Origin of the sequence: Nitratireductor sp. CH_MIT9313-5 (assembly GCF_037029545.1) — a bacterium.
In the GTDB taxonomy this organism is placed as follows: Bacteria; Pseudomonadota; Alphaproteobacteria; order Rhizobiales; family Rhizobiaceae; genus Chelativorans.
The window spans coordinates 236,628-255,691 of sequence record NZ_JAYMER010000022.1 but is presented as its reverse complement, the minus strand read 5'-3'; the positions used below and the strand labels follow the sequence as shown (position 1 = coordinate 255,691).

At 59.3% G+C, this 19,064-nt stretch carries 19 protein-coding genes; 16 read left to right on the top strand and 3 right to left on the bottom strand.

The genetic code is table 11. The annotated features are described in order from the left end of the window. The 7 genes from WA367_RS16630 to WA367_RS16600 form a co-directional block, all read left to right on the top strand. Positions 1-184: oligopeptide/dipeptide ABC transporter ATP-binding protein (locus tag WA367_RS16630; protein WP_336057890.1), on the top strand; the 184-nt coding region annotated here is incomplete at its 5' end. Further along, complete coding sequence (locus WA367_RS16625) at positions 181-1,173, top strand: ABC transporter ATP-binding protein (protein WP_336057889.1); 993 nt, start codon at positions 181-183, stop codon at positions 1,171-1,173. The genes WA367_RS16630 and WA367_RS16625, both read left to right, overlap by 4 nt. After that, positions 1,166-1,963 (top strand): FadR/GntR family transcriptional regulator, encoded by a 798-nt coding sequence (locus WA367_RS16620; RefSeq protein ID WP_336057888.1) that lies wholly within the window; start codon positions 1,166-1,168, stop codon positions 1,961-1,963. Before WA367_RS16625 ends, WA367_RS16620 begins: the two co-directional genes overlap by 8 nt. A gap of 386 nt (positions 1,964-2,349) precedes the next feature. Then, positions 2,350-3,411, top strand: coding sequence for a porin (locus tag WA367_RS16615; protein ID WP_336057887.1), 1,062 nt, complete (start codon positions 2,350-2,352; stop codon positions 3,409-3,411). A 361-nt stretch (positions 3,412-3,772) separates the two neighbouring features. After that, the gene (locus WA367_RS16610) at positions 3,773-4,702 is read left to right on the top strand and encodes a tyrosine-type recombinase/integrase (protein ID WP_336057886.1); all 930 of its coding nucleotides are present in this window, start codon (positions 3,773-3,775) and stop codon (positions 4,700-4,702) included. A 101-nt stretch (positions 4,703-4,803) separates the two neighbouring features. Next, the gene (locus tag WA367_RS16605; RefSeq protein WP_336057885.1) at positions 4,804-5,988 is read left to right on the top strand and encodes a serine hydrolase domain-containing protein; all 1,185 of its coding nucleotides are present in this window, start codon (positions 4,804-4,806) and stop codon (positions 5,986-5,988) included. A gap of 42 nt (positions 5,989-6,030) precedes the next feature. Further along, the gene (locus WA367_RS16600; protein WP_336057884.1) at positions 6,031-7,146 is read left to right on the top strand and encodes a pyridoxal phosphate-dependent aminotransferase; all 1,116 of its coding nucleotides are present in this window, start codon (positions 6,031-6,033) and stop codon (positions 7,144-7,146) included. A gap of 22 nt (positions 7,147-7,168) precedes the next feature. Here the strand turns inward: WA367_RS16600 and WA367_RS16595 are convergent, their stop codons facing one another. After that, positions 7,169-7,408 (bottom strand): hypothetical protein, encoded by a 240-nt coding sequence (locus WA367_RS16595; RefSeq protein WP_336057883.1) that lies wholly within the window; start codon positions 7,406-7,408, stop codon positions 7,169-7,171. A gap of 172 nt (positions 7,409-7,580) precedes the next feature. Here WA367_RS16595 and WA367_RS16590 point away from each other — a divergent pair, with 172 nt between their 5' ends. From WA367_RS16590 to WA367_RS16565, 6 genes are read left to right on the top strand one after another with little or no spacing between them, the layout of a single operon-like run. Continuing rightward, complete coding sequence (locus WA367_RS16590) at positions 7,581-8,192, top strand: TetR/AcrR family transcriptional regulator (RefSeq protein ID WP_036481621.1); 612 nt, start codon at positions 7,581-7,583, stop codon at positions 8,190-8,192. After that, on the top strand, positions 8,185-9,345 hold the full coding sequence (locus WA367_RS16585) for an isovaleryl-CoA dehydrogenase (RefSeq protein ID WP_336057882.1): 1,161 nt from the start codon (positions 8,185-8,187) through the stop codon (positions 9,343-9,345). Before WA367_RS16590 ends, WA367_RS16585 begins: the two co-directional genes overlap by 8 nt. Before the next feature lie 57 nt (positions 9,346-9,402). Beyond that, positions 9,403-10,128 carry a flavodoxin family protein gene (locus tag WA367_RS16580; protein WP_336057881.1) on the top strand — a complete coding sequence of 242 codons (726 nt, stop codon included), beginning with the start codon at positions 9,403-9,405 and terminating at the stop codon, positions 10,126-10,128. A gap of 50 nt (positions 10,129-10,178) precedes the next feature. After that, complete coding sequence (locus tag WA367_RS16575) at positions 10,179-11,315, top strand: DUF418 domain-containing protein (protein ID WP_336057880.1); 1,137 nt, start codon at positions 10,179-10,181, stop codon at positions 11,313-11,315. A 2-nt stretch (positions 11,316-11,317) separates the two neighbouring features. Beyond that, entirely contained in the window at positions 11,318-12,925 is a 1,608-nt protein-coding gene (locus WA367_RS16570; protein ID WP_336057879.1) for a carboxyl transferase domain-containing protein, read from the top strand. Positions 12,926-12,961: 36 nt separating this feature from the next. After that, positions 12,962-14,917 (top strand): acetyl/propionyl/methylcrotonyl-CoA carboxylase subunit alpha, encoded by a 1,956-nt coding sequence (locus WA367_RS16565; protein ID WP_336057878.1) that lies wholly within the window; start codon positions 12,962-12,964, stop codon positions 14,915-14,917. Positions 14,918-15,100: 183 nt separating this feature from the next. Here WA367_RS16565 and WA367_RS16560 read toward each other — a convergent pair whose 3' ends face one another. Continuing rightward, on the bottom strand, positions 15,101-15,367 hold the full coding sequence (locus tag WA367_RS16560; RefSeq protein WP_336057877.1) for a sel1 repeat family protein: 267 nt from the start codon (positions 15,365-15,367) through the stop codon (positions 15,101-15,103). Between the two features lie 395 nt (positions 15,368-15,762). Between WA367_RS16560 and WA367_RS16555 the strand changes: the two genes are divergently transcribed. Then, a complete protein-coding gene (locus tag WA367_RS16555) occupies positions 15,763-16,107 on the top strand; it encodes a DUF2147 domain-containing protein (protein ID WP_336057876.1) in 345 nt (114 codons plus the stop codon). A gap of 76 nt (positions 16,108-16,183) precedes the next feature. On the opposite strand, the gene WA367_RS16550 is transcribed toward WA367_RS16555, so the two are convergent. After that, entirely contained in the window at positions 16,184-16,885 is a 702-nt protein-coding gene (locus WA367_RS16550) for a glutathione S-transferase family protein (protein ID WP_336057875.1), read from the bottom strand. A 389-nt stretch (positions 16,886-17,274) separates the two neighbouring features. Between WA367_RS16550 and WA367_RS16545 the strand changes: the two genes are divergently transcribed. Together WA367_RS16545 and WA367_RS16540 are read left to right on the top strand one after the other, a co-directional pair. After that, positions 17,275-17,469 (top strand): hypothetical protein, encoded by a 195-nt coding sequence (locus tag WA367_RS16545; protein ID WP_336057874.1) that lies wholly within the window; start codon positions 17,275-17,277, stop codon positions 17,467-17,469. A 93-nt stretch (positions 17,470-17,562) separates the two neighbouring features. Further along, positions 17,563-19,062 (top strand): AMP nucleosidase, encoded by a 1,500-nt coding sequence (locus tag WA367_RS16540; RefSeq protein WP_336057873.1) that lies wholly within the window; start codon positions 17,563-17,565, stop codon positions 19,060-19,062. Positions 19,063-19,064: the final 2 nt, after the last annotated feature.

The following is a 19,064-nucleotide window of genomic DNA, read 5'->3' as shown; positions in this document are numbered from 1 at the left end:
GCGCCTCGACGCCATCGAAGGGCGCCCGCCGGTGGTCAACAATTTGCCCGACGGCTGCGCCTTCGCCGCACGTTGCCCCCGCGTGAGATCCGATTGCCGCACTGGAACGATCCCGCTCTCTCCGCTCGGCGGCGGGCACGGCGTGCGGTGCCTTTATCCCTTGAACCCGGATACAAGATCATGACCGAACCGGCACTACTGGAAATCGATAATGCGGAGCGGGTGTTTGGCGGCGGGCATACGCTGTTCGGCAGACAACTGCCGGCTGTTCATGCGGTACAGGGCATCTCGCTCAATGTACGCAAAGGTGAGACGCTAGGCATTGTAGGGGAGTCCGGCTGCGGGAAATCGACACTGGCGCGGCTGATCGTCGGCCTCGACATGCCAACTGGCGGATCGATCACCTTTGACGGCATCGACCTAATCGCCGAGGCGAAGCGCGATCCGCGGAAGCTCGCTCGACGGGTGCAATATGTCTTCCAGGATCCGGTGGCTTCACTCAATCCACGTAAGACCGTCCGTACCATTCTTGAGACGCCATTGCGGCATCTTCTCGGTCTCGAAAGAGAGCCCCGGGAAGAGCGCCTGAAGGAATTGATGAACGCCGTTAATCTCGCACCCGAATTTCTCGACCGCTTTCCGCATGAGTTTTCTGGCGGTCAGGCACAGCGTATCGGCATTGCTCGTGCGCTTGCCGCCGATCCGGAAGTGATTGTGCTCGATGAGCCGGTATCCGCACTCGATGTATCCGTGCAGGCGCAAGTGCTCAACATTCTTGATGATCTGAAGCAGAGATACGGTCTTACCTATGTGTTTATCAGCCACGACCTTTCGGTAATCGAAAGTGTTAGTGACCGGGTGGCTGTGTTGTATTTCGGTCGTCTGGCCGAACTGGGCACCGCGCAGCGCATCTTCGCCGCACCACGCCATCCATATACGCATCTTCTGTTGAAATCTGCTCTGGTCCCCGGAAAGCGCTCGCTCGTTCCCGAGGATGCAAATACAGAACTACCGGATCCATATGACCCTCCACCGGGTTGCGCGTTTTTCGCGCGTTGCCCTCGCGGAACCGATATCTGCACGAATATACAACCGCCGCTCAGTGCGGCGGCAGGCCACCCTGAGCATCAGGCAGCCTGCTACCACCCCGTGGAAGAAGACAAGGATGCCTGAAACAGCGAGACCATCACCCGCATCCGGTGTCTCCCAGCTTTCTATGGAACCGAAAAGGCGCAAGAGGCCAGACATCATCGCTGATCGGATTCGGGAGCAGATCATCGATAACAGTCTTGTGCCTGGCGACCGCATCCCACAGGCTTGGCTGTTGCCGGAAACCCACAATGCCTCGCGCGGGACATTGCGGGAGGCGCTGAAGATCCTTGAATTTCAGGGCCTGACCACCAGCAAGACGGGACCGGGCGGAGGCGTGTTCGTTGCCGGCGTCGACACCGAGCAGGCGATCAAGATGGTCGACAATCTGTTCCTGTTCCACCCGCCATCGATCCCTGACATCTACGCGATGCGCAAGGTCCTTGAGCCTCAACTGGCAGCCAACGTTGCGGGAAGGTTGTCGCCAGAAGCCTTTGCGACCTTGCAGGACAAGATCAGGCTCTATGAGGAGGAGCCAAAGACCGCAGAGGCCGAATACGGACAGCGCCTCGCGGAACTGGATTTCCATATCGCGTTGGCACGCAATGCGGAGAATACGCTGCTCGGTTTCACATGCATATTCCTGGTCAGCCTCCTCCGAGACATGACCGCCTGCCGGGCCATCTACAAGGAGCCCAACCCTGCACTGAGGGAAGCCGGACTGCACTATCAGATTGCCCTGCTGAGAGCGATCAAGGCGGGAGATGGCGAACGTGCCGCGACCATCATGCGTGAACACACGGAAGCCGCTGAACGCTACATGTTGGAGCGTGCAGAAATTCGCCGTCGGCGATCAGGTGATGCATACAGCTAAGAGCTTTACATCACCGAGCGTTCGAAGAAGGCAAAGTGTAGTCGCAGCCTGCTCCTGAATGAGCGAAACCGTTTTTCGCAACCGACCATATTATTTTGCCGTTGTTTCCGGGTCACAAGGGTGGTACACAAGACGAGTTTTAATGGTTGCTAAGTCCTTGTTTTTTAGGCTCTTTGGGCGCAGATATGGGAATCCCTTCCTCTCCGCCACGCTGCTTCCAGGCACCTGATCCTCCTTTTTCACACTCGATTGCTGCGCGGCCTTGTACGACGCGACGAGTGCGCTGGATATTCATATCGGATAACCATCTGTTCCTACTGCATTTTCTCTGAACAATCCGGTCTTGAATGGTCCTAAGGCGAATAATTCAGACTGGAGGTCAGAAAATGAAGTTTAAGAGCCTTCTCCTCGGCTCCGCTGTTGCAGTTGTCGCCGTGTCCGGCGCTCAGGCTGCCGATGCGCCGGTGGTGATTTATCCAGAGCCTGTTGCTGAACCCATGGAATATGTTCGCGTTTGCGACGTCTATGGCGCGGGCTTCTTCTATATCCCCGGCACCGAGACCTGCCTGAAGATCGGCGGCTATGTCCGTTACCAAATCGACTGGGCCGACAATGATGACGGCTGGAAGAAGCTGGCACGCGGCTCCATCACGCTGGATGCACGCACCGAGACGGAATATGGCACGCTCGGCGGCTTCATCGAGGTTCGTGGTGATGCCTATTCCGGTTATCAGGGCATCAATCTGGACGATCCGGCTTACGACCCGATCGACAGCGCCGTCGCATCGGTATTCCGCGGCGTCTATCTCCAGCAGGCAATCATCTCGCTTGGCGGCCTTTCCATGGGTCTGTCCGACACGCTTTATGATGCAGGCCTCTCCGGTGAGTTCGATTCCGGTGGTGGCGATCTCGTTCACTTCATGCGCTACACCTATGATGCGGCCAATGGCATGTATGCATCGCTTGCGCTTGAAGAGAACGACTATGACTACGACTACACGCCGAATGTCGTTGCCAATGTCGGACTTGCCCAGGGATGGGGAACGCTGAATCTGTGGGGCGCATATGACGCCACTGCAGAGGAGTTTGGTGTCAAGGCAATCGCCACCATGCGCGCCATGGATGCGATTTCCCTCGAACTCATGGGTACCTATGAGTCCGGCGACAACTTCTACTCCGTCAGCCACGACGGCAGCAGCGGCGGCTATGAGTACTCCGCGGGCGCATATGCGAAGTATGACTTCTCGCAGCGCGCATCCTTCGGACTTGGTGGCCAGTACTTCATGAGCAACCACCTGACCGGTGCCGACGACTATGCCGTTGGTGCGGTTCTCGACTATGCCATCGTGAAGGACTTCAACACCAAGATTGCCGTCAACTACTTCGACGGCGACAGTGTTGATGAAGGCTATCTGAAGGGCTTCGTCCGCTTCCAGCGCAACTTCTAAGTCGCGCTTATCAACAGCAATGCCCGGAGCGCAATGCAACCGGGCATTGCATCAATTTTCAACCTCTGATACGCGGTATCGCAGGGGCATAGCTCTTGCGTGCGTGGCTCGTGGTGGAAAACGACAGGGTGTTTTCTAAAGGGAACATCCGGCTTCGCCCGCAAGGTTCAACAGGGGGAAGCCGCTGTGGAGGGGCTATTACCAATGAACTATCATCAGACGCGAACCGGGGCGACGTGCATGGTGAGAGAGGCTGCGGATCATCAGCGATCGGCTATGCCTCTGAAGGCTGCTCATTATCGACAACTGTGAAGCTGGGCTTGAACGCGCATCTCACTTCAGTTGAACGGAGCAGACACCCATGTCTTTGGACACCCATGCGATAGAGGCCGGGGGAGACTGGGCCGAGAATGTCGCGCCCTATTCGGTGACCTTCAGCAATTCCAATTTGCGGCTGGTCGACGAATATTCTCTCAAGGAGCTGTTTGCCCGCTATGGCGACACGCTCTGGGAAGAAGGTCGTCACAAATATAATGTGACCTTCTTCATCGGCGAGTTGGACGAACTCCTGCTGGGTCGACGTTTTTCGACCTTCGACCAGGATGTTCTCGACGATCTTGTCGGCAAGCTGCGTGCCCGCGGAAACTCCAATGCCACCATCAATCGAAAGATGGCGGCGCTGAGCAAGCTCCTGCGGAAGGCCTACAAGATGGGCGATATTCACAGCCTGCCGGAATTCCGGCGCCAGAAGGAACGGGCCGGACGCATCCGGTTTCTGGAAATAGAGGAAGAAAAGCGCCTGTTCGAGGCCGTTCGCGCGAAAAGCGAGGACGCCTGGCGTCTTTCCGTTTTCCTTGTCGACACGGGTTGCCGCCTCGGCGAAGCGCTGGGTCTTACCTGGAACGATGTACTGGGCGGGCGCGCGAGTTTCTGGATCACCAAATCGGCGCGCAGCCGCACGGTGCCGCTGACCCAACGCGCGCAGGATGTGGTGAAGATCGAGCGCAATGGTCATTCCGGTCCCTTCGCCATGATCCGCGCCGCACAATTTCGCGCCATGTGGAACGAGGCCAAGGCCGAGGTGGGGCTTGGGGACGACACGCAGGTTGTGCCGCATGTTCTGCGCCATACCTGCGCTTCGCGCCTCGTCCAGGGAGGCATCGACATGCGGCGCGTGCAGATGTGGCTCGGCCACCAGACGCTGCAGATGACCATGCGCTATGCGCATCTGGCGACCAGCGATCTTGACCCTTGCGTTGACGTTCTGGAACTGAAATTCGGCGGGCGCTGAGTTCGGCGCCTGCCCCGGCTGGACCATCATGCGCCTGGCGATTGCATTTTGGCAGCGCCGCGTCTTCCCGCTATCCATGTCCTACCCACGAGGAGAACATGATGCGCGACGCGACGGGCAACCCGGAATCTGATTGGCAGGCACGCAAGGCCACCACGCTTGGCAATTGGCGGATGGCTCCTTTTTCCCGCTGGAGCTTCCAGCACACCGATGAAATGGTGCCTTCCGCGCGCATCACCTCTGCCTTGCAGCGCGACTATGAATATGCCCCTGCCCTTCCCCCGCTGGATGTGAAGCTGGCAGATGGCAGCACTTTTCCGCTCACCGACTTTCTCGCCAAGGCACATGCGGACAGCCTTGTCATCATGCGGGAGGGCAATGTCATTCATGAGTGGCATGCCGATCATGTCGATCCGCGCAATCCGCATCTCATTTTCTCGGTGTCCAAATCGGTGACCGGCATGCTGGCGGGCATTGCCGTTGCGGATGGCCTTCTGGACCCGGAAGCGCTTGCCAGCACTTATGTGCCGGTCAAACCCGGCAGCGCCTATGAAGAGGCACGCGTGCGCGACCTGCTCGACATGACGGTCGATCTGAAATTCGAGGAGGATTATCTCGATCTCGGAGGCGTGTTCGACCGCTACCGGCGCGCGATGCTGTGGAATCCGGAACGCGAGGACACCGTGCCGGAAACCATGGAGGAACTGCTCGGCTGTCTGGAACGTGATGGCGACGAGCATGGCATGCGCTTTTTCTATGCTTCACCCAATACGGACATGCTGGGTCTGGTCATAGAGCGCGCCGTTGGCCAGCGCCTGCATCATTTCATGCGCGAGCGGCTTTGGCTGCCAATGGGCGCGCGCGACGCGTCATTCGTGACGGTCGATCGGGCTGGTACCGCGCGAACAGCGGGCGGCATGTGCGTGACGGCGCGGGATCTGGCGCTTCTGGGGCAGACCGTGATGGATGGGGGCAAGGCGCCGAACGGCCATCAGGTGCTGCCATCCGACTGGATCAGCGACATGCGTGAGAAGGGCGACCGGCAGGCCTGGCTTGAAGGCAATTTCGTCGAGATGCTGCCAGACGGCGACTACCGCTCCTGCTGGTACAATGTGCGTGACGAGAATGACTGCTTCTGCTGCGTGGGCATTCACGGTCAGTATCTGTGGTGTGATCCGCAAACGCGTACAGTTATTGCCCGTACGTCATCCCATCCCGAGCCCAATGATGATGCAGTGATCGCCGATGATCTGTCGGTGCTTGGACAGATCGCGCGCAGCGTCTAGAAGTGACATCGAAGCTCCGATCACAAGCCCACAGGACGATCCATGACAACTCGCCCGCTGCCCACCGCCCTGGTGCGCTCCCTGCCTGCCACCGTGCCTTTTGTCGGTCCGGAAACACAGGAGCGCGAGCGCGGTCGGCCATTCAAGGCACGGCTGGGCGCAAATGAAAGCAGCTTTGGCCCCTCGCCCAGAACGATAGCCGCCATGACGCGGGCGGCTGGCGACATGTGGAAATATGGTGACGCCCAGAATTTCGTGCTGCGTACCAAGCTTGCCGAAAAGCTTGGGATCGGCATCGAGAATATCGTGATCGGCGAAGGGATCGACGGGCTCCTGGGGCTGGTGGTGCGCCAATATGTCGGGAAGGACGCGCCAGTGGTCACCTCGCTCGGGGCATATCCGACCTTCAACTATCATGTCTCTGGCTTTGGTGGGCGGCTTGTCACGGTACCCTATGAAAAGGACAGGGAGAGCCTGGACGGGCTACTTGATGCGGTAAGGCGCGAAAAGGCGCCGCTGGTCTATCTGGCCAATCCGGACAATCCGATGGGCACCTGGTGGGACGCCGATGAGATTACACGGTTCATCGAGGCGCTGCCGCCAGAAACCCTGCTCATTCTCGATGAAGCCTATGGCGAGACTGCACCGGAAGGCACCCTCCCCGAGGTCGATGTGAGCCGGCCCAATGTCCTGCGCATGCGCACCTTCTCAAAGGTTTACGGTCTGGCGGGGCTGCGCTGCGGCTATGCCATCGGCGAGGCACAGACAATCGCTAATTTCGAAAAGGTGCGAAACCATTTCGGCATGACCCGCATGGCGCAGGCTGCCGCCGAAGCGGCGATTGATGATGAGGATCACCTGACCTGGGTGCAGGCGCAGGTGGAGATCGGTCGGCAGCAGCTTTACCGCATTGCCGAAGACCACGACCTTTCCGCCATACGATCCGCCACGAATTTCGTCACCGTCGACTGCGGCCGCGACGGCACCTTCGCCATGAATGTGCTGAAAGAACTGGGCGAGCGGGACGTTTTCGTGCGCAAGCCCATGGCACCCGGGCTCGACCGCTGCATTCGCGTCAGCGTGGGCAAGGCGCAGGAGCTAGATATCTTCGCCGACGCTCTGGGCGACGCGCTGAGCGCTGCCGCACGCGCACGCTAGGCAACAACCACCGCCCCGACGATCACATCACGTCATCGTCGGTGGCCGGGCCTGATTGGCTGTGCAGGATTTCCACCAGCTCCGCCACGCGGCCCTTCGGCATGGGGCGGAAGTCGTTCACCATGGCATCGTCGCTCAGCACCCAAGCTTGAGCCTCGCGCAACTCGTTCTCGTCAGCGCCGGTAGAAGCGATTTCTGCCGCAAACAGATTGTCCACGGGCCCCAGAACGCGCTCGATACCTTCTCGCGTCAATCCTGCCATGACCTGAACCTCCATCGATCTCGGAAGTGGCTGAGGCTTGGCGCCCCAACTCCTCAACGCAGCATCGGCCAAGATGTTTCAGTGGATCTCGACCATGATGTGGATGGGTGGAACAGCAAATCTTGCATTAATTAAACGTACGTTCTATTAATTCTCGAGAGAGGGAGGAAATATGGCGCGCACGGCAGGTTCGGATGGCGAAAAGACAGAGGCGCTGCTTCGCTCTGCGGCGCTGGAACTGATCGCGCGCCACGGATTCGACGCCATGTCCATGCGCCAGCTTTCGGCAAAGGTAGGTGTGCAAGCGGCAGCGCTTTACCGCTACTTCCCCACGAAGGAAACGCTGCTCTTCACATTGATGAAGGACCACATGGAGGCATTGCAGGCTTCATGGGAAGCTGCACGGCCTGAAAGCGACGTGTCTGCACGTCTCAGCGCCTTCGTGGACAACCATATCCGCTTTCATATCGAGCGGCGGCACGCCACCCATGTCAGCAATATGGAGCTGCGCAGCCTTTCGCCGGAGCGTCTGACCGAGATCATGCGCATGCGCACGAATTACGAAAAGGAACTGCGTCAGATCCTCAGGGATGGTGCGCAACAGGGCCTCTTTCGCATTGATGATGTGACGCTGACCGGCATGGCCATCATCCAGATGATCACCGGCGTGATCGTCTGGTTCCGGCCAGGCGAGCGCTTTTCCGTCGATGAAGTTGCACAGAATTACCACAGAATGACCCTGCGCCTCGTTGGCGCAGCACATGCGGAGGACAGTCATGTTTGACCAGACCATGCGTTTCGGGCTCAGCGAGGAAGTTGAAGCGCTGCGCGAGATGGCGCGCCGCTTTGCACAGGAGAAGATCGCGCCGCTGGCAGCGGAAATCGATGAGAGCAACGAGTTTCCCGAGCATCTCTGGCAGGAGATGGGGGCGCTGGGGCTTCTGGGCGTGACCGTCGAAGAGGAATATGGCGGCTCGGCAATGGGTTACGTGGCCCATGCGGTGGCGATGGAGGAGATATCCCGCGCATCCGCTTCCGTTGGCCTTTCCTATGGCGCGCATTCCAATCTCTGCGTCAATCAGATCCGCCGTTGGGGCAGCGAAGAGCAAAAGCAGAAGTATCTGCCGAAGCTCTGCTCGGGCGAGCATGTCGGCGCACTTGCAATGTCGGAAACGGGCGCAGGCTCCGACGTCGTGTCGATGAAGCTGAAGGCGGAAAAGCGCAATGACCGCTATGTTCTCAACGGCTCGAAGATGTGGATCACCAACGGGCCGGACGCCAACACGCTTGTTGTCTATGCCAAGACCGATCCGGAAGCAGGCCCGCGCGGCATCACAGCCTTCATCATCGAACGTGAAATGAAGGGTTTCTCGGTTGCCCAGAAACTCGACAAGCTTGGCATGCGCGGCTCCAATACGGGCGAACTGGTCTTCGAGGATGTGGAAGTTCCATTCGAAAACGTGCTTGGCGAGGAAGGTCACGGCGTGAAGGTGCTCATGTCCGGACTGGATTATGAGCGCGTTGTTCTGGCGGGCGCACCGTTGGGCATAATGGCGGCAGCCATGGATGTAGCCGTACCCTATGTCAGCGAGCGAAAGCAGTTCGGCGAGCCGATCGGGGCCTTCCAGCTTGTGCAGGGCAAGCTTGCGGACATGTATACCCGCCTCAATGCCTGCCGGGCCTATGTCTATGCCGTGGCTTCCGCCTGCGACCGCGGCGAGACCACCCGCAAGGACGCGGCGGGCTGCATTCTCTATGCCGCGGAAAAGGCCACCCAGACGGCGCTGGATGCCATCCAGTTGCTCGGCGGCAATGGCTATGTGAACGAATATCCGACCGGCCGCCTGCTGCGCGACACCAAGCTATACGAGATCGGCGCGGGCACGAGCGAAATTCGTCGTTGGCTGATCGGTCGCGAGATCGTGGGCGGGGCGTAAGCGAACGATAGCCCAGGTGATGCGTTGGCGCTGCAACGCATCAACAGGAGACGACCCATGCCACTCAACGCCGTGCAGGAGAAGCTGATTGCGAACAGTCCCGATTTTTCGGGGCTGAAGGCGGTGTTCATCAACACGACGCTGAAGCCGACCAGTCACGCAAAGTCGCATACGGAAGACCTGATGAAGGATTCCATCGCGATCATGGAAGGCTGTGGCGTGGAGGTCGAATATCTGCGTGCAGCCGATTTCAACATCGCCTTTGGCATGTCACCGGACATGCGCGCGAAAGGTGCGGAGCGCGATGATTGGCCGGAGATATTCTGGCCGAAGATCCGGGACGCAGACATTCTTGTTCTTGGCACGCCGATCTGGCTTGGTGAGGAAAGCTCGATCTGCCGCCTCATCATTGAGCGGCTCTATTCGCAATCCGGCCAAACCAATGAGGCCGGTCAGTATATCTATTATGGCAAGACCGGCGGCGCGATCGTCACCGGCAATGAGGACGGCATCAAGCATATCGGCATGACCGTCACCTACGCGCTTCAGCATATCGGTTTCATGATCCCGCCCCAGGCCGATTGCGGCTGGATTGGCGAGGCAGGCCCCGGCCCTTCCTATGGTGACAAGGGCGAGGACGGCAAACATGCCGGCTACGATTCCACCTTCACCGCGAAGAACCTCACCTTCATGACCTTCAACCTGATGCACACGGCGAAGATGTTGAAGGATGCAGGCGGCGTTCCCGTCTACGGCAATTCCGGACACGAATGGGAGAGCTGATTGAAGTTTTGCAGCCTCCACAAAATGGCGATTGACGGATGGGGCGGCGCATGAACACTGCGCCGCATCACCGTGCTTCGGCATCCGCCGAGGCCATTTTGGCTGGACTTCAAATGGGCGTTGCTACCCCTACCCCCAACACGACTTCACCGCGGCTGGAGGGGCTGGATCTTGCCCGCTTTGTCGCCTTTACGGGCATGGTGCTCGTGAACTTCTTCATGGTCATGAGCGACGAGGAAATGGCCGACAGCTGGGCCGCATGGATCATCGGTTCCATTTCCGGCCGCGCAGCGGCAAGCTTCGTGGTGCTGGCCGGTATTGGCTATGGTCTGCTTTCGCATGTGACGCCCGGCAAAAACCTCACTGCCCTCACGACGAAGCGCGCTCTGTTCCTGCTTGTCGTCGGGCTGGCGAACTCGCTGATCTTCGACGCTGACATCCTGCACTTTTACGCGTTCTACTTCCTTGTGGGTCTTGCCTTTGTGGGACTGTCCGATATCTGGCTGAAGCTTGCCATAGGCGCACTTGTCGCGGGCTTCCTGGCGCTTGCCCTCACCCTCGACTTTGATCAGGGCTGGGACTGGGAGAACTTCCTCTATCTCGATTTCTGGGAACCCGCGGGTTTCGTGCGAAACCTGCTCTTCAACGGATGGCATCCTGTTATTCCCTGGGCGGGCTTTTTCCTCTTCGGCATGCTTCTGGCGCGCAGGCCACTTTCCGAGCCGGCTTTCCAGCTTCGCCTGTTTCTCGCAGGCACCGGCGCTCTTGTCGCCGCGGAGAGCCTATCGGTCTATCTCTCCAACTGGGGTGACCAGATGGCAGAGGGCGTCTCAATACTTTTTGATACCACTCCGGTGCCGCCACTGCCGCTCTACATGCTGGCCGGTCTTGGCGCTGCTTGCATGGTCATCGGTGCTGCGCTGCTCGTCGCCCCATATCTACAGCGGCTTGGCGCTCTGGAAATATTTGCGCGGCCCGGACGCCAGACGCTGACGCTTTACATTGCCCATATCTTCATCGGCCTGACGATCATCGAAGCTATGGGCCTTCTGGGAGGACAGGAGGGTGAAACGGCTGTGGCCGCCGCCCTCCTCTTCGCAATATCGGCCATCTTCTATGCCAAGGCATGGTCCCGCATCTCACGCCGCGGGCCTGCGGAATGGCTGATGCGCAAACTGACGGGGTGACAATGGCACGACTGCAAAGCTCGATCTCCACCGGCGATCAGAAATGGCACGACAATGCCGCCGCCATGCAAGCGCTGGTGCGCGACATGAAGGAAAAAGCCGAGCGAATTGCGCTCGGTGGCTCGGAAGAAGCCCGCGCACGACACGAAAAGCGCGGCAAGCTTCTGCCGCGCGAGAGGCTGGCGCAGCTTCTCGATCCGGGTTCCCCCTTCCTCGAAATAGGCCAGTTTGCGGCCTTCGACATGTATGGCGGCGACATCGCCTCTGCCGGGCTCATTGCCGGTGTGGGCCGTGTCGAAGGCACGGAAGTGATGGTCGTCGTCAATGATGCGACCGTGAAGGGCGGCACCTATTATCCGCTTACGGTGAAGAAGCATCTGAGGGCTCAGGAGATCGCGCTCGAGAACAATCTGCCCTGCATTTATCTGGTGGATTCGGGCGGAGCCAACCTTCCAAATCAGGACGAGGTCTTCCCCGATCGCGACCATTTCGGCCGCATCTTCTTCAACCAGGCGAACATGTCGGCGAAGGGCATCCCGCAGATCGCCTGTGTGATGGGCTCGTGTACCGCAGGTGGTGCCTATGTGCCGGCCATGAGCGACGAGACGGTGATGGTGAAGGGCAATGCCACCATCTTTCTGGGCGGCCCTCCCCTCGTGAAGGCAGCCACCGGCGAGGTGGTGACAGCAGAAGAGCTGGGCGGCGCGGAGGTGCATACGCGTGAATCGGGCGTCGCCGACCACTATGCGCTTGATGACGAGCATGCGCTCGCAATCGTCCGGCGCATCGTCAAAAACCTGAATCGGAAGAAGGTTTTGCAACTGAACCTTCGCAAACCGATTCTGCCGGCATATGATCCGCATGAGCTTTACGGCATCATCCCTACCGACACGCGCCAGCCTTATGATGTGCGTGAGGTGATTGCCCGCATTGTCGACGGCTCGGAGCTGGACGAGTTCAAGGCCAATTATGGCACGACGTTGGTCACGGGCTTTGCGCATATCCACGGAATGCCAGTGGGCATCATTGCCAATAATGGCGTGTTGTTCTCAGAAAGCGCGCTGAAAGGCGCGCATTTCATCGAGCTTTGCTGCCAGCGCAAGATCCCGCTTGTCTTCCTGCAGAACATCACCGGCTTCATGGTGGGCCGCAAATATGAGGCGGGCGGCATTGCACGTGACGGCGCGAAACTGGTGACGGCTGTCGCCACGGCCAGCGTGCCGAAATTCACGGTGATCATCGGCGGCTCGTTTGGCGCCGGCAATTACGGCATGTGCGGGCGCGCCTATTCGCCACGCTTCCTGTGGATGTGGCCGAATGCACGCATCTCTGTCATGGGCGGCGAACAGGCGGCGACCGTTCTTTCCATCGTCAAGCGTGAGGGCATCGAGCGCAGGGGCGGCACATGGTCGGCGGAGGAAGAGGCCGAATTCAAGAAGCCGATTCTTGAAAAGTATGAGCGCGAGGGTCACCCTCTCTACTCTTCCGCAAGGCTGTGGGATGACGGGATCATCGACCCGGCAAAGACGCGCGAGGTGCTGGCGCTTTCGCTTTCGGCTTCGCTCAACGCCCCGATCGAGGACACCAAGTTCGGCGTGTTCCGCATGTAGTTCAACCTTGCGCAAGAGACGCGCATGGGAGGGAAGATGTTCAAGAAGATATTGATTGCTAATCGCGGTGAAATTGCCTGCCGCGTCATGCGCACGGCACAGAAGATGGGCATTGCCTGTGTTGCCGTCTATTCGGATGCGGACCGCAATGCACTTCATGTCGCCATGGCCGATGAAGCCGTGCGCATTGGCGAGGCGCCGGTGGGCGACAGCTATTTGCGCGTTGACCGCATCATCGAGGCGGCAAGGAAAACGGGAGCGGAGGCCATCCATCCGGGCTACGGCTTCCTCTCCGAAAACCCCGAATTCGTGGAGGCGGTGGAGGCCGCGGGGCTGATTTTCATTGGCCCGTCGGCGAAATCCATCCGCGCCATGGGGCTCAAGGATGCTGCCAAGCGCCTGATGGAAAAGGCCGGCGTGCCGGTCGTGCCGGGCTATCACGGCGACACGCAGGCGCTGGTGGCATTGGCAACCAAGGCCAACGAGATCGGCTACCCCGTACTCATCAAGGCGCGTGCCGGTGGTGGCGGAAAGGGCATGCGCCGGGTGGACGATCCCGACCAGTTTGCCGAAGCGCTGGCCGCTGCCAAGCGCGAGGCGAAGGCGGCTTTCGGTGACGAGGCCGTTCTCGTGGAAAAGCTGATCGAGAAGCCGCGCCATATCGAGGTACAGGTCTTTGGCGATTCCCACGGCAATGTGGTGCATCTGTTCGAGCGTGACTGTTCAGCCCAGCGGCGCCACCAGAAGGTGATCGAGGAAGCGCCCGCTCCCGGCATGAGCGACGCCATGCGCGCGGCCATGACGGAGGCTGCGGTCAAGGCTGCCAAGGCCATCCACTATCGCGGCGCGGGCACGATCGAGTTCATCGTCGACGCATCGGAAGGGCTGCGCCCCGACCGTTTCTGGTTCATGGAAATGAACACGCGTCTGCAGGTTGAACACCCGGTTACCGAGATGGTCACGGGTATTGATCTGGTGGAATGGCAATTGCGTGTGGCGGCGGGTGAAGCCCTGCCGCTGACACAGGAAGAGATCCATCTACGCGGCCACAGTTTCGAGGCACGCATTTATGCCGAGGATCCCTCGCGTGACTTCCTGCCGGCCATCGGTACGCTGCACCATCTGCGCTTTCCGCAGGAATTCGGTGATGCCGAGGGACGAGTGGAGACCGGTGTGCGTGAGGGAGACACGATCTCCCCCTATTACGATCCGATGATCGCCAAGCTCGTCACCTGGGGTGAGGATCGTGCTCATGCGCTGAAGGCGTTAAGGGATGCGCTCGGCAAGACCGAAATCGCAGGCTCCATCGTCAACACGTCCTTCCTCTGGCGCCTGGCGGACAATGAAGCCTTCAAGGCCGGTGACGTGGATACGGGCCTTATTGCGCGCGATGCGGAAGCTCTCACCCGCCATCACCGCCCCGACGCGCGTCTGGTTGCGCGTGCTGCCCTTCTGGCATCCGGTGCCGGGCAGGCGCAGCAGACGGATGATCCTTTCGATGCGCTTGCCGGCTATGCGCATTTCCAGCCTGTCAGCCGCCGCGGAAAGCTGGCACTGGGCGACGAGGTGCTGAACTACCGCCTGCAGGCACAGGGCAACGGTCGATATTCGATCGCCGTATCCGGCGATGGCGGTGACGATATCGCGACCTTGCGCACGGACGAGCCCGTCAGGGCCGCTCGCTGGCCGGGGCATATCACGTTGTTTGCCGGTGCGGAGAGTTTCACCTTCCAGGCTATCGATCCACTTGAGGCTGCTGCCGATGCGGCTGCCGGTGCAGATGTTCTGCGTGCGCCGATGCCCGGCCTCGTCAAGATGGTCAAGGCGAAGGCCGGCGACAAGGTGTCTGCCGGACAGCCCATCCTCATACTCGAAGCCATGAAGATGGAGCACACGATGAACGCACCGCGTGACGGCGAGATTGCGGAAATCGTTGACGAAGGCGCGCAGGTCAGCGACGGCACCCTGCTTGTGCGCTTCCACGAGGAATAGGAAAACGCCGCAGATACCCCTTCAATAACGGGATCTGCGGCGTTCTTCAGCCAAAACTGTTCCGTTGCCGCCCCCACGTGACGGACAGTTCCGGCCGGCGCCCCCAGCGCTACTGGTGAATTCTTTATGTTCGCTTCCGCGCATGGTCCGCGGAAGCCGGTCGGCTCATCCGACCTTTGCCAATCAGTGCATCGTCATCCATTCGCGGGCTTCGCGAAGCGCACGGGCGAGTTCCGCCTTGGACATGGCCAAAGCCATCTCCGCCCGCATCTCTGCCGCACGTTCGGAGCCCTTGATGGCCGCGATGTTGAACCATTTGTGTGCGGCAACGAGATCAACCTCGCAGTCGCGGCCGGTGGCATACATCAGGCCGAGCTGAAGCAGCACATCCACCTGTGCGCCTGCGCCGATCGAGCCCGTATCCGGTTCATGCATGTGAAAGCGTGCCATCTGTCTGATCCTCTTTCAAAACCCCTGAGAGCGGCCCGTTCTTTTTGTCCCGATGAACGGTGTCGCGATGGTTTTGAGAATGCCAGAGAGCGCTGAAATGCGCGTTAAATGGCTTGCTTAACCGGCGGAAAACAAAGTCCAAACAGCCAGTTAAAGGTCAGATTCCGTTAAACATCAAAGTGACGGAGTTCTGCGGCATTCGACGAAAATTCAGCTAAAATTGACCTTGGCGATTTCAAGATTTCGCTAACCACCATTCAGTGTCGCTTCCCGGACGATGTTGAGAATTGCCGTTTTGGATGGCGCTTTCCAAGGCCTCACAAGACGGCTTTCGCTGCCGCGGAAATTGCATTACGCTTACGTGCGCGTAATCGTTTGGATCAGGGAGGACAAGAATGATCCGCAAATTCATGATCGCCACGGCTCTGGTTGCCATGGCTGCAGGCAGTGCGATGGCAGACCCGATCGAGGGCAACTGGCGTACGCAGTCCGGCAGCACCGCACAGATTGCTTCCTGCGGCGGTTCCTATTGCATCACGCTGAAAAGCGGCAAGCATTCCGGCAAGCAGATCGGCAAGATGAGCGCCAGCGGCGGCGGCAAATATGCCGGGCAGATCACTGATCCCGACAGCGACAAGACCTACAAGGGCAAAGCCACGCTGACCGGCAGCTCGCTGAAACTCGGCGGCTGCGTGCTCGGCGGCATCATCTGCCGCAACCAGACCTGGAAGCGCATGTAGGCTTAAAGGCTTGGAAACAGACAAGGGCAGGTGCCACGTGGCCCCTGCCCTTTATTGTTGTTTATCTGAATAATCTCTAGCTTGCGCGTTGGTTGAACAGGACCTTCTGCGCTTCCTTGTCATCGGCAATGTTCTTGCGATGCTCCTGGCCAATCTCGATACCCTTGGCGACTGCGGGTCGTGCCATCATGGTCTCGAACCAGCGCTTGAGATTGGGGAAGTCTTCAAGGTCCTGCCCCTGGTTCTTGTACGGCTTTACCCAGCCTATGCACGCGATGTCGGCGATTGAGTATTCACCCGCGAGGAAGTCGCGGTCGGCGAGGCGCTTGTTCATCACGCCGTAGAGCCGGTTGACTTCGTTCGTATAGCGATTGATGCCGTACTCAATCTTCTCCGGCGCATATTGGCGGAAGTGATGGGCTTGGCCGGCCATCGGACCAAGACCTCCCATCTGCCAGAACAACCACTGGTCAACCTCGACGCGGGCGCGCTCGTCGCTTGGATAGAGCTTGCCGAATTTGCGGCCGAGATATTGCAGGATCGCGCCTGATTCAAACACGGAGATTGGTTCACCATCAGGACCTTCCGGGTCAATGATGGCGGGCATGCGATTGTTGGGAGAAATCTTCAGAAAGTCAGGCTCGAACTGCTCGCCTGCGCCGATATTCACATAGCGGATCTCGTAGGGAACGCCGAGCTCTTCCAGCATGATGGAAATCTTCCAGCCATTGGGCGTGGGCCAGTAATAGAGTTCGATCGGTTTGGATTGACTTGTCATGAGTTTCTCCTGGTTGGGTGCGACATATAGGTGCTGCAGCCGTTACACGCCAACCCCGATCTCGACACAATTGCGTGCCTGCGATATATACACCCTGTTTACATTAAACCTTTGCGTATCAACCTTTTTGAACGACAGATGAACGGGCACCTCAGCATCCGTTCAGTCAGGCCACACTATTTTAAGGGCCAAGACGAGGGAAACACACATGCTGACGCGTGGTTTCACGATGATATGTCTCATCGTTTCGATCCTGGGAATGTTCGGGGCGGTTGCCGTTGCGGACCTGACCCGGACCCGAGGAACAGACGTTGCATCCGATGTTTCCTGCATAGAGAGGACGAGCTGCATCCGCTAAGGACTGCAGCCAGACGCAGGGTTTAGGGTAAATGAGCAATCTGTATAGCAACATCAAGACGTCTCTGAGCTACCTGCCCCGCGTTCTCGTGCTGGGGATGCTCCTGGCGCTTCCGCTCATTGCCGTAAACCAGGTGCGCGCCGACAATGGCTCCATTCTCGAAAGCATCGAGGAAAAGGGCGGCGGCATCGGCTTCGTGCTTCTGGTCAGCCTGCAGCGCGGCTGAGTGAGCGATCTGGCGGTGGACAACATGTTCGCCGCCGCTTCTTCTTCCACCACCACGCCTCGAAACCGTCACGCGCTGTGCCTATAATGGGCCATGGACAAGCGAATCTATCACCAAGCGATTGACAAGGTTTCGAGCCCGCCTGCAGTGGCGCGGCAGAGTTTCAACGATGCCCGTGAGGCCGTGGATGCGCTGAAGGCGATCTATTCGCGCAATACCGGCTTTTTGCGCGATGCTTTTGCGGCATTGGGCGAGACCGGCGAGAGCGACAGCCGATATCGGGCCTATTATCCCGAGATCAGCATCTCGACTTCCTCCTTCGCGCAGATCGACACGCGACTGGCCTACGGCCATGTGCCCTCTCCCGGCACCTACACCACCACGATCACGCAGCCCGAACTGTTCGACACCTATCTGGTGGACCAACTCAATCTGGTCATCCGCAATCATGGCGTGCCCATCGTCGTGGGCGAATCCGACACGCCCATACCGCTGCATTTCGCGTTTCTGAAGGATACCTATGTCGAGGCGGCCATTGCCGACCGGCTGAAGCGGCCCTTGCGCGATCATTTCGATGTTCCGGATCTGAACGCGACGGACGACCACATCGTCAACGGCACCTATGAGCCGGGTCCGGGCGAGCCGCTGCCGCTGGCGCCCTTTACCGCCCAGCGCATCGACTATTCGCTGCACCGGCTGGCGCACTACACGGCGACCTCGCCGGAGCATTTCCAGAATTTCGTCCTGTTTACGAACTACCAGTTCTATATCGACGAATTCTGTGCCTATGCGCGCGAGATGATGGAGAAGGGTGGCGAGGGCTATGACAGCTTCGTCGAGCCGGGAAATGTGGTCACGCTTGCCGGAGACAAGACCCCGCATGCGTCGGGCCCCGCCCGTCTTCCGCAGATGCCGGCCTATCACCTGACCCGCAAGGATCATTGCGGGATCACCATGGTGAATATCGGCGTCGGCCCGTCCAACGCCAAGACGATTACCGATCACATCGCGGTACTGCGCCCACATGCGTGGCTGATGCTTGGCCACTGCGCGGGCCTGCGCCACACGCAGGCGCTGGGTGACTATGTACTGGCCCATGCCTATGTGCGCGAGGACCATGTGCTTGATGACGATCTGCCCGTCTGGGTGCCGCTTCCGGCACTTGCCGAGGTGCAGGTCGCGCTTCAGGAAGCGGTCGCCGAGATTACCGGTCTGTCTGGCTATGAATTAAAACGCATCATGCGTACCGGCACGGTGGCGACGATCGACAACCGAAACTGGGAACTGCGCGAACAGCGCGGACCGGTGCAACGGCTATCGCAGTCGCGCGCAATCGCACTCGACATGGAATCTGCGACCATCGCGGCCAACGGTTTTCGATTCCGCGTGCCCTATGGCACGCTGCTTTGCGTCTCGGACAAGCCGCTGCACGGCGAGCTGAAGCTGCCGGGCATGGCGACCGATTTCTACAAGCGCCAGGTTTCCCAGCATCTGAAGATCGGTATTCGCGCAGTCGAGAAACTGGCGGAAATGCCGCCGGAACGGCTGCATTCGCGCAAGCTTCGCAGCTTCTCGGAAACGGCTTTCCAGTAGGG

Bases quoted from the DNA above. Each gene is read 5' to 3' on its own strand.
- WA367_RS16625 (WP_336057889.1), top strand. From the start codon at position 181: ATGACCGAACCGGCACTACTGGAAATCGATAATGCGGAGCGGGTGTTT.
- WA367_RS16620 (WP_336057888.1), top strand. From the start codon at position 1,166: ATGCCTGAAACAGCGAGACCATCACCCGCATCCGGTGTCTCCCAGCTT.
- WA367_RS16615 (WP_336057887.1), top strand. From the start codon at position 2,350: ATGAAGTTTAAGAGCCTTCTCCTCGGCTCCGCTGTTGCAGTTGTCGCC.
- WA367_RS16610 (WP_336057886.1), top strand. From the start codon at position 3,773: ATGTCTTTGGACACCCATGCGATAGAGGCCGGGGGAGACTGGGCCGAG.
- WA367_RS16605 (WP_336057885.1), top strand. From the start codon at position 4,804: ATGCGCGACGCGACGGGCAACCCGGAATCTGATTGGCAGGCACGCAAG.
- WA367_RS16600 (WP_336057884.1), top strand. From the start codon at position 6,031: ATGACAACTCGCCCGCTGCCCACCGCCCTGGTGCGCTCCCTGCCTGCC.
- WA367_RS16595 (WP_336057883.1), bottom strand. From the start codon at position 7,408: ATGGCAGGATTGACGCGAGAAGGTATCGAGCGCGTTCTGGGGCCCGTG.
- WA367_RS16590 (WP_036481621.1), top strand. From the start codon at position 7,581: ATGGCGCGCACGGCAGGTTCGGATGGCGAAAAGACAGAGGCGCTGCTT.
- WA367_RS16585 (WP_336057882.1), top strand. From the start codon at position 8,185: ATGTTTGACCAGACCATGCGTTTCGGGCTCAGCGAGGAAGTTGAAGCG.
- WA367_RS16580 (WP_336057881.1), top strand. From the start codon at position 9,403: ATGCCACTCAACGCCGTGCAGGAGAAGCTGATTGCGAACAGTCCCGAT.
- WA367_RS16575 (WP_336057880.1), top strand. From the start codon at position 10,179: ATGAACACTGCGCCGCATCACCGTGCTTCGGCATCCGCCGAGGCCATT.
- WA367_RS16570 (WP_336057879.1), top strand. From the start codon at position 11,318: ATGGCACGACTGCAAAGCTCGATCTCCACCGGCGATCAGAAATGGCAC.
- WA367_RS16565 (WP_336057878.1), top strand. From the start codon at position 12,962: ATGTTCAAGAAGATATTGATTGCTAATCGCGGTGAAATTGCCTGCCGC.
- WA367_RS16560 (WP_336057877.1), bottom strand. From the start codon at position 15,367: ATGGCACGCTTTCACATGCATGAACCGGATACGGGCTCGATCGGCGCA.
- WA367_RS16555 (WP_336057876.1), top strand. From the start codon at position 15,763: ATGATCCGCAAATTCATGATCGCCACGGCTCTGGTTGCCATGGCTGCA.
- WA367_RS16550 (WP_336057875.1), bottom strand. From the start codon at position 16,885: ATGACAAGTCAATCCAAACCGATCGAACTCTATTACTGGCCCACGCCC.
- WA367_RS16545 (WP_336057874.1), top strand. From the start codon at position 17,275: ATGAGCAATCTGTATAGCAACATCAAGACGTCTCTGAGCTACCTGCCC.
- WA367_RS16540 (WP_336057873.1), top strand. From the start codon at position 17,563: ATGGACAAGCGAATCTATCACCAAGCGATTGACAAGGTTTCGAGCCCG.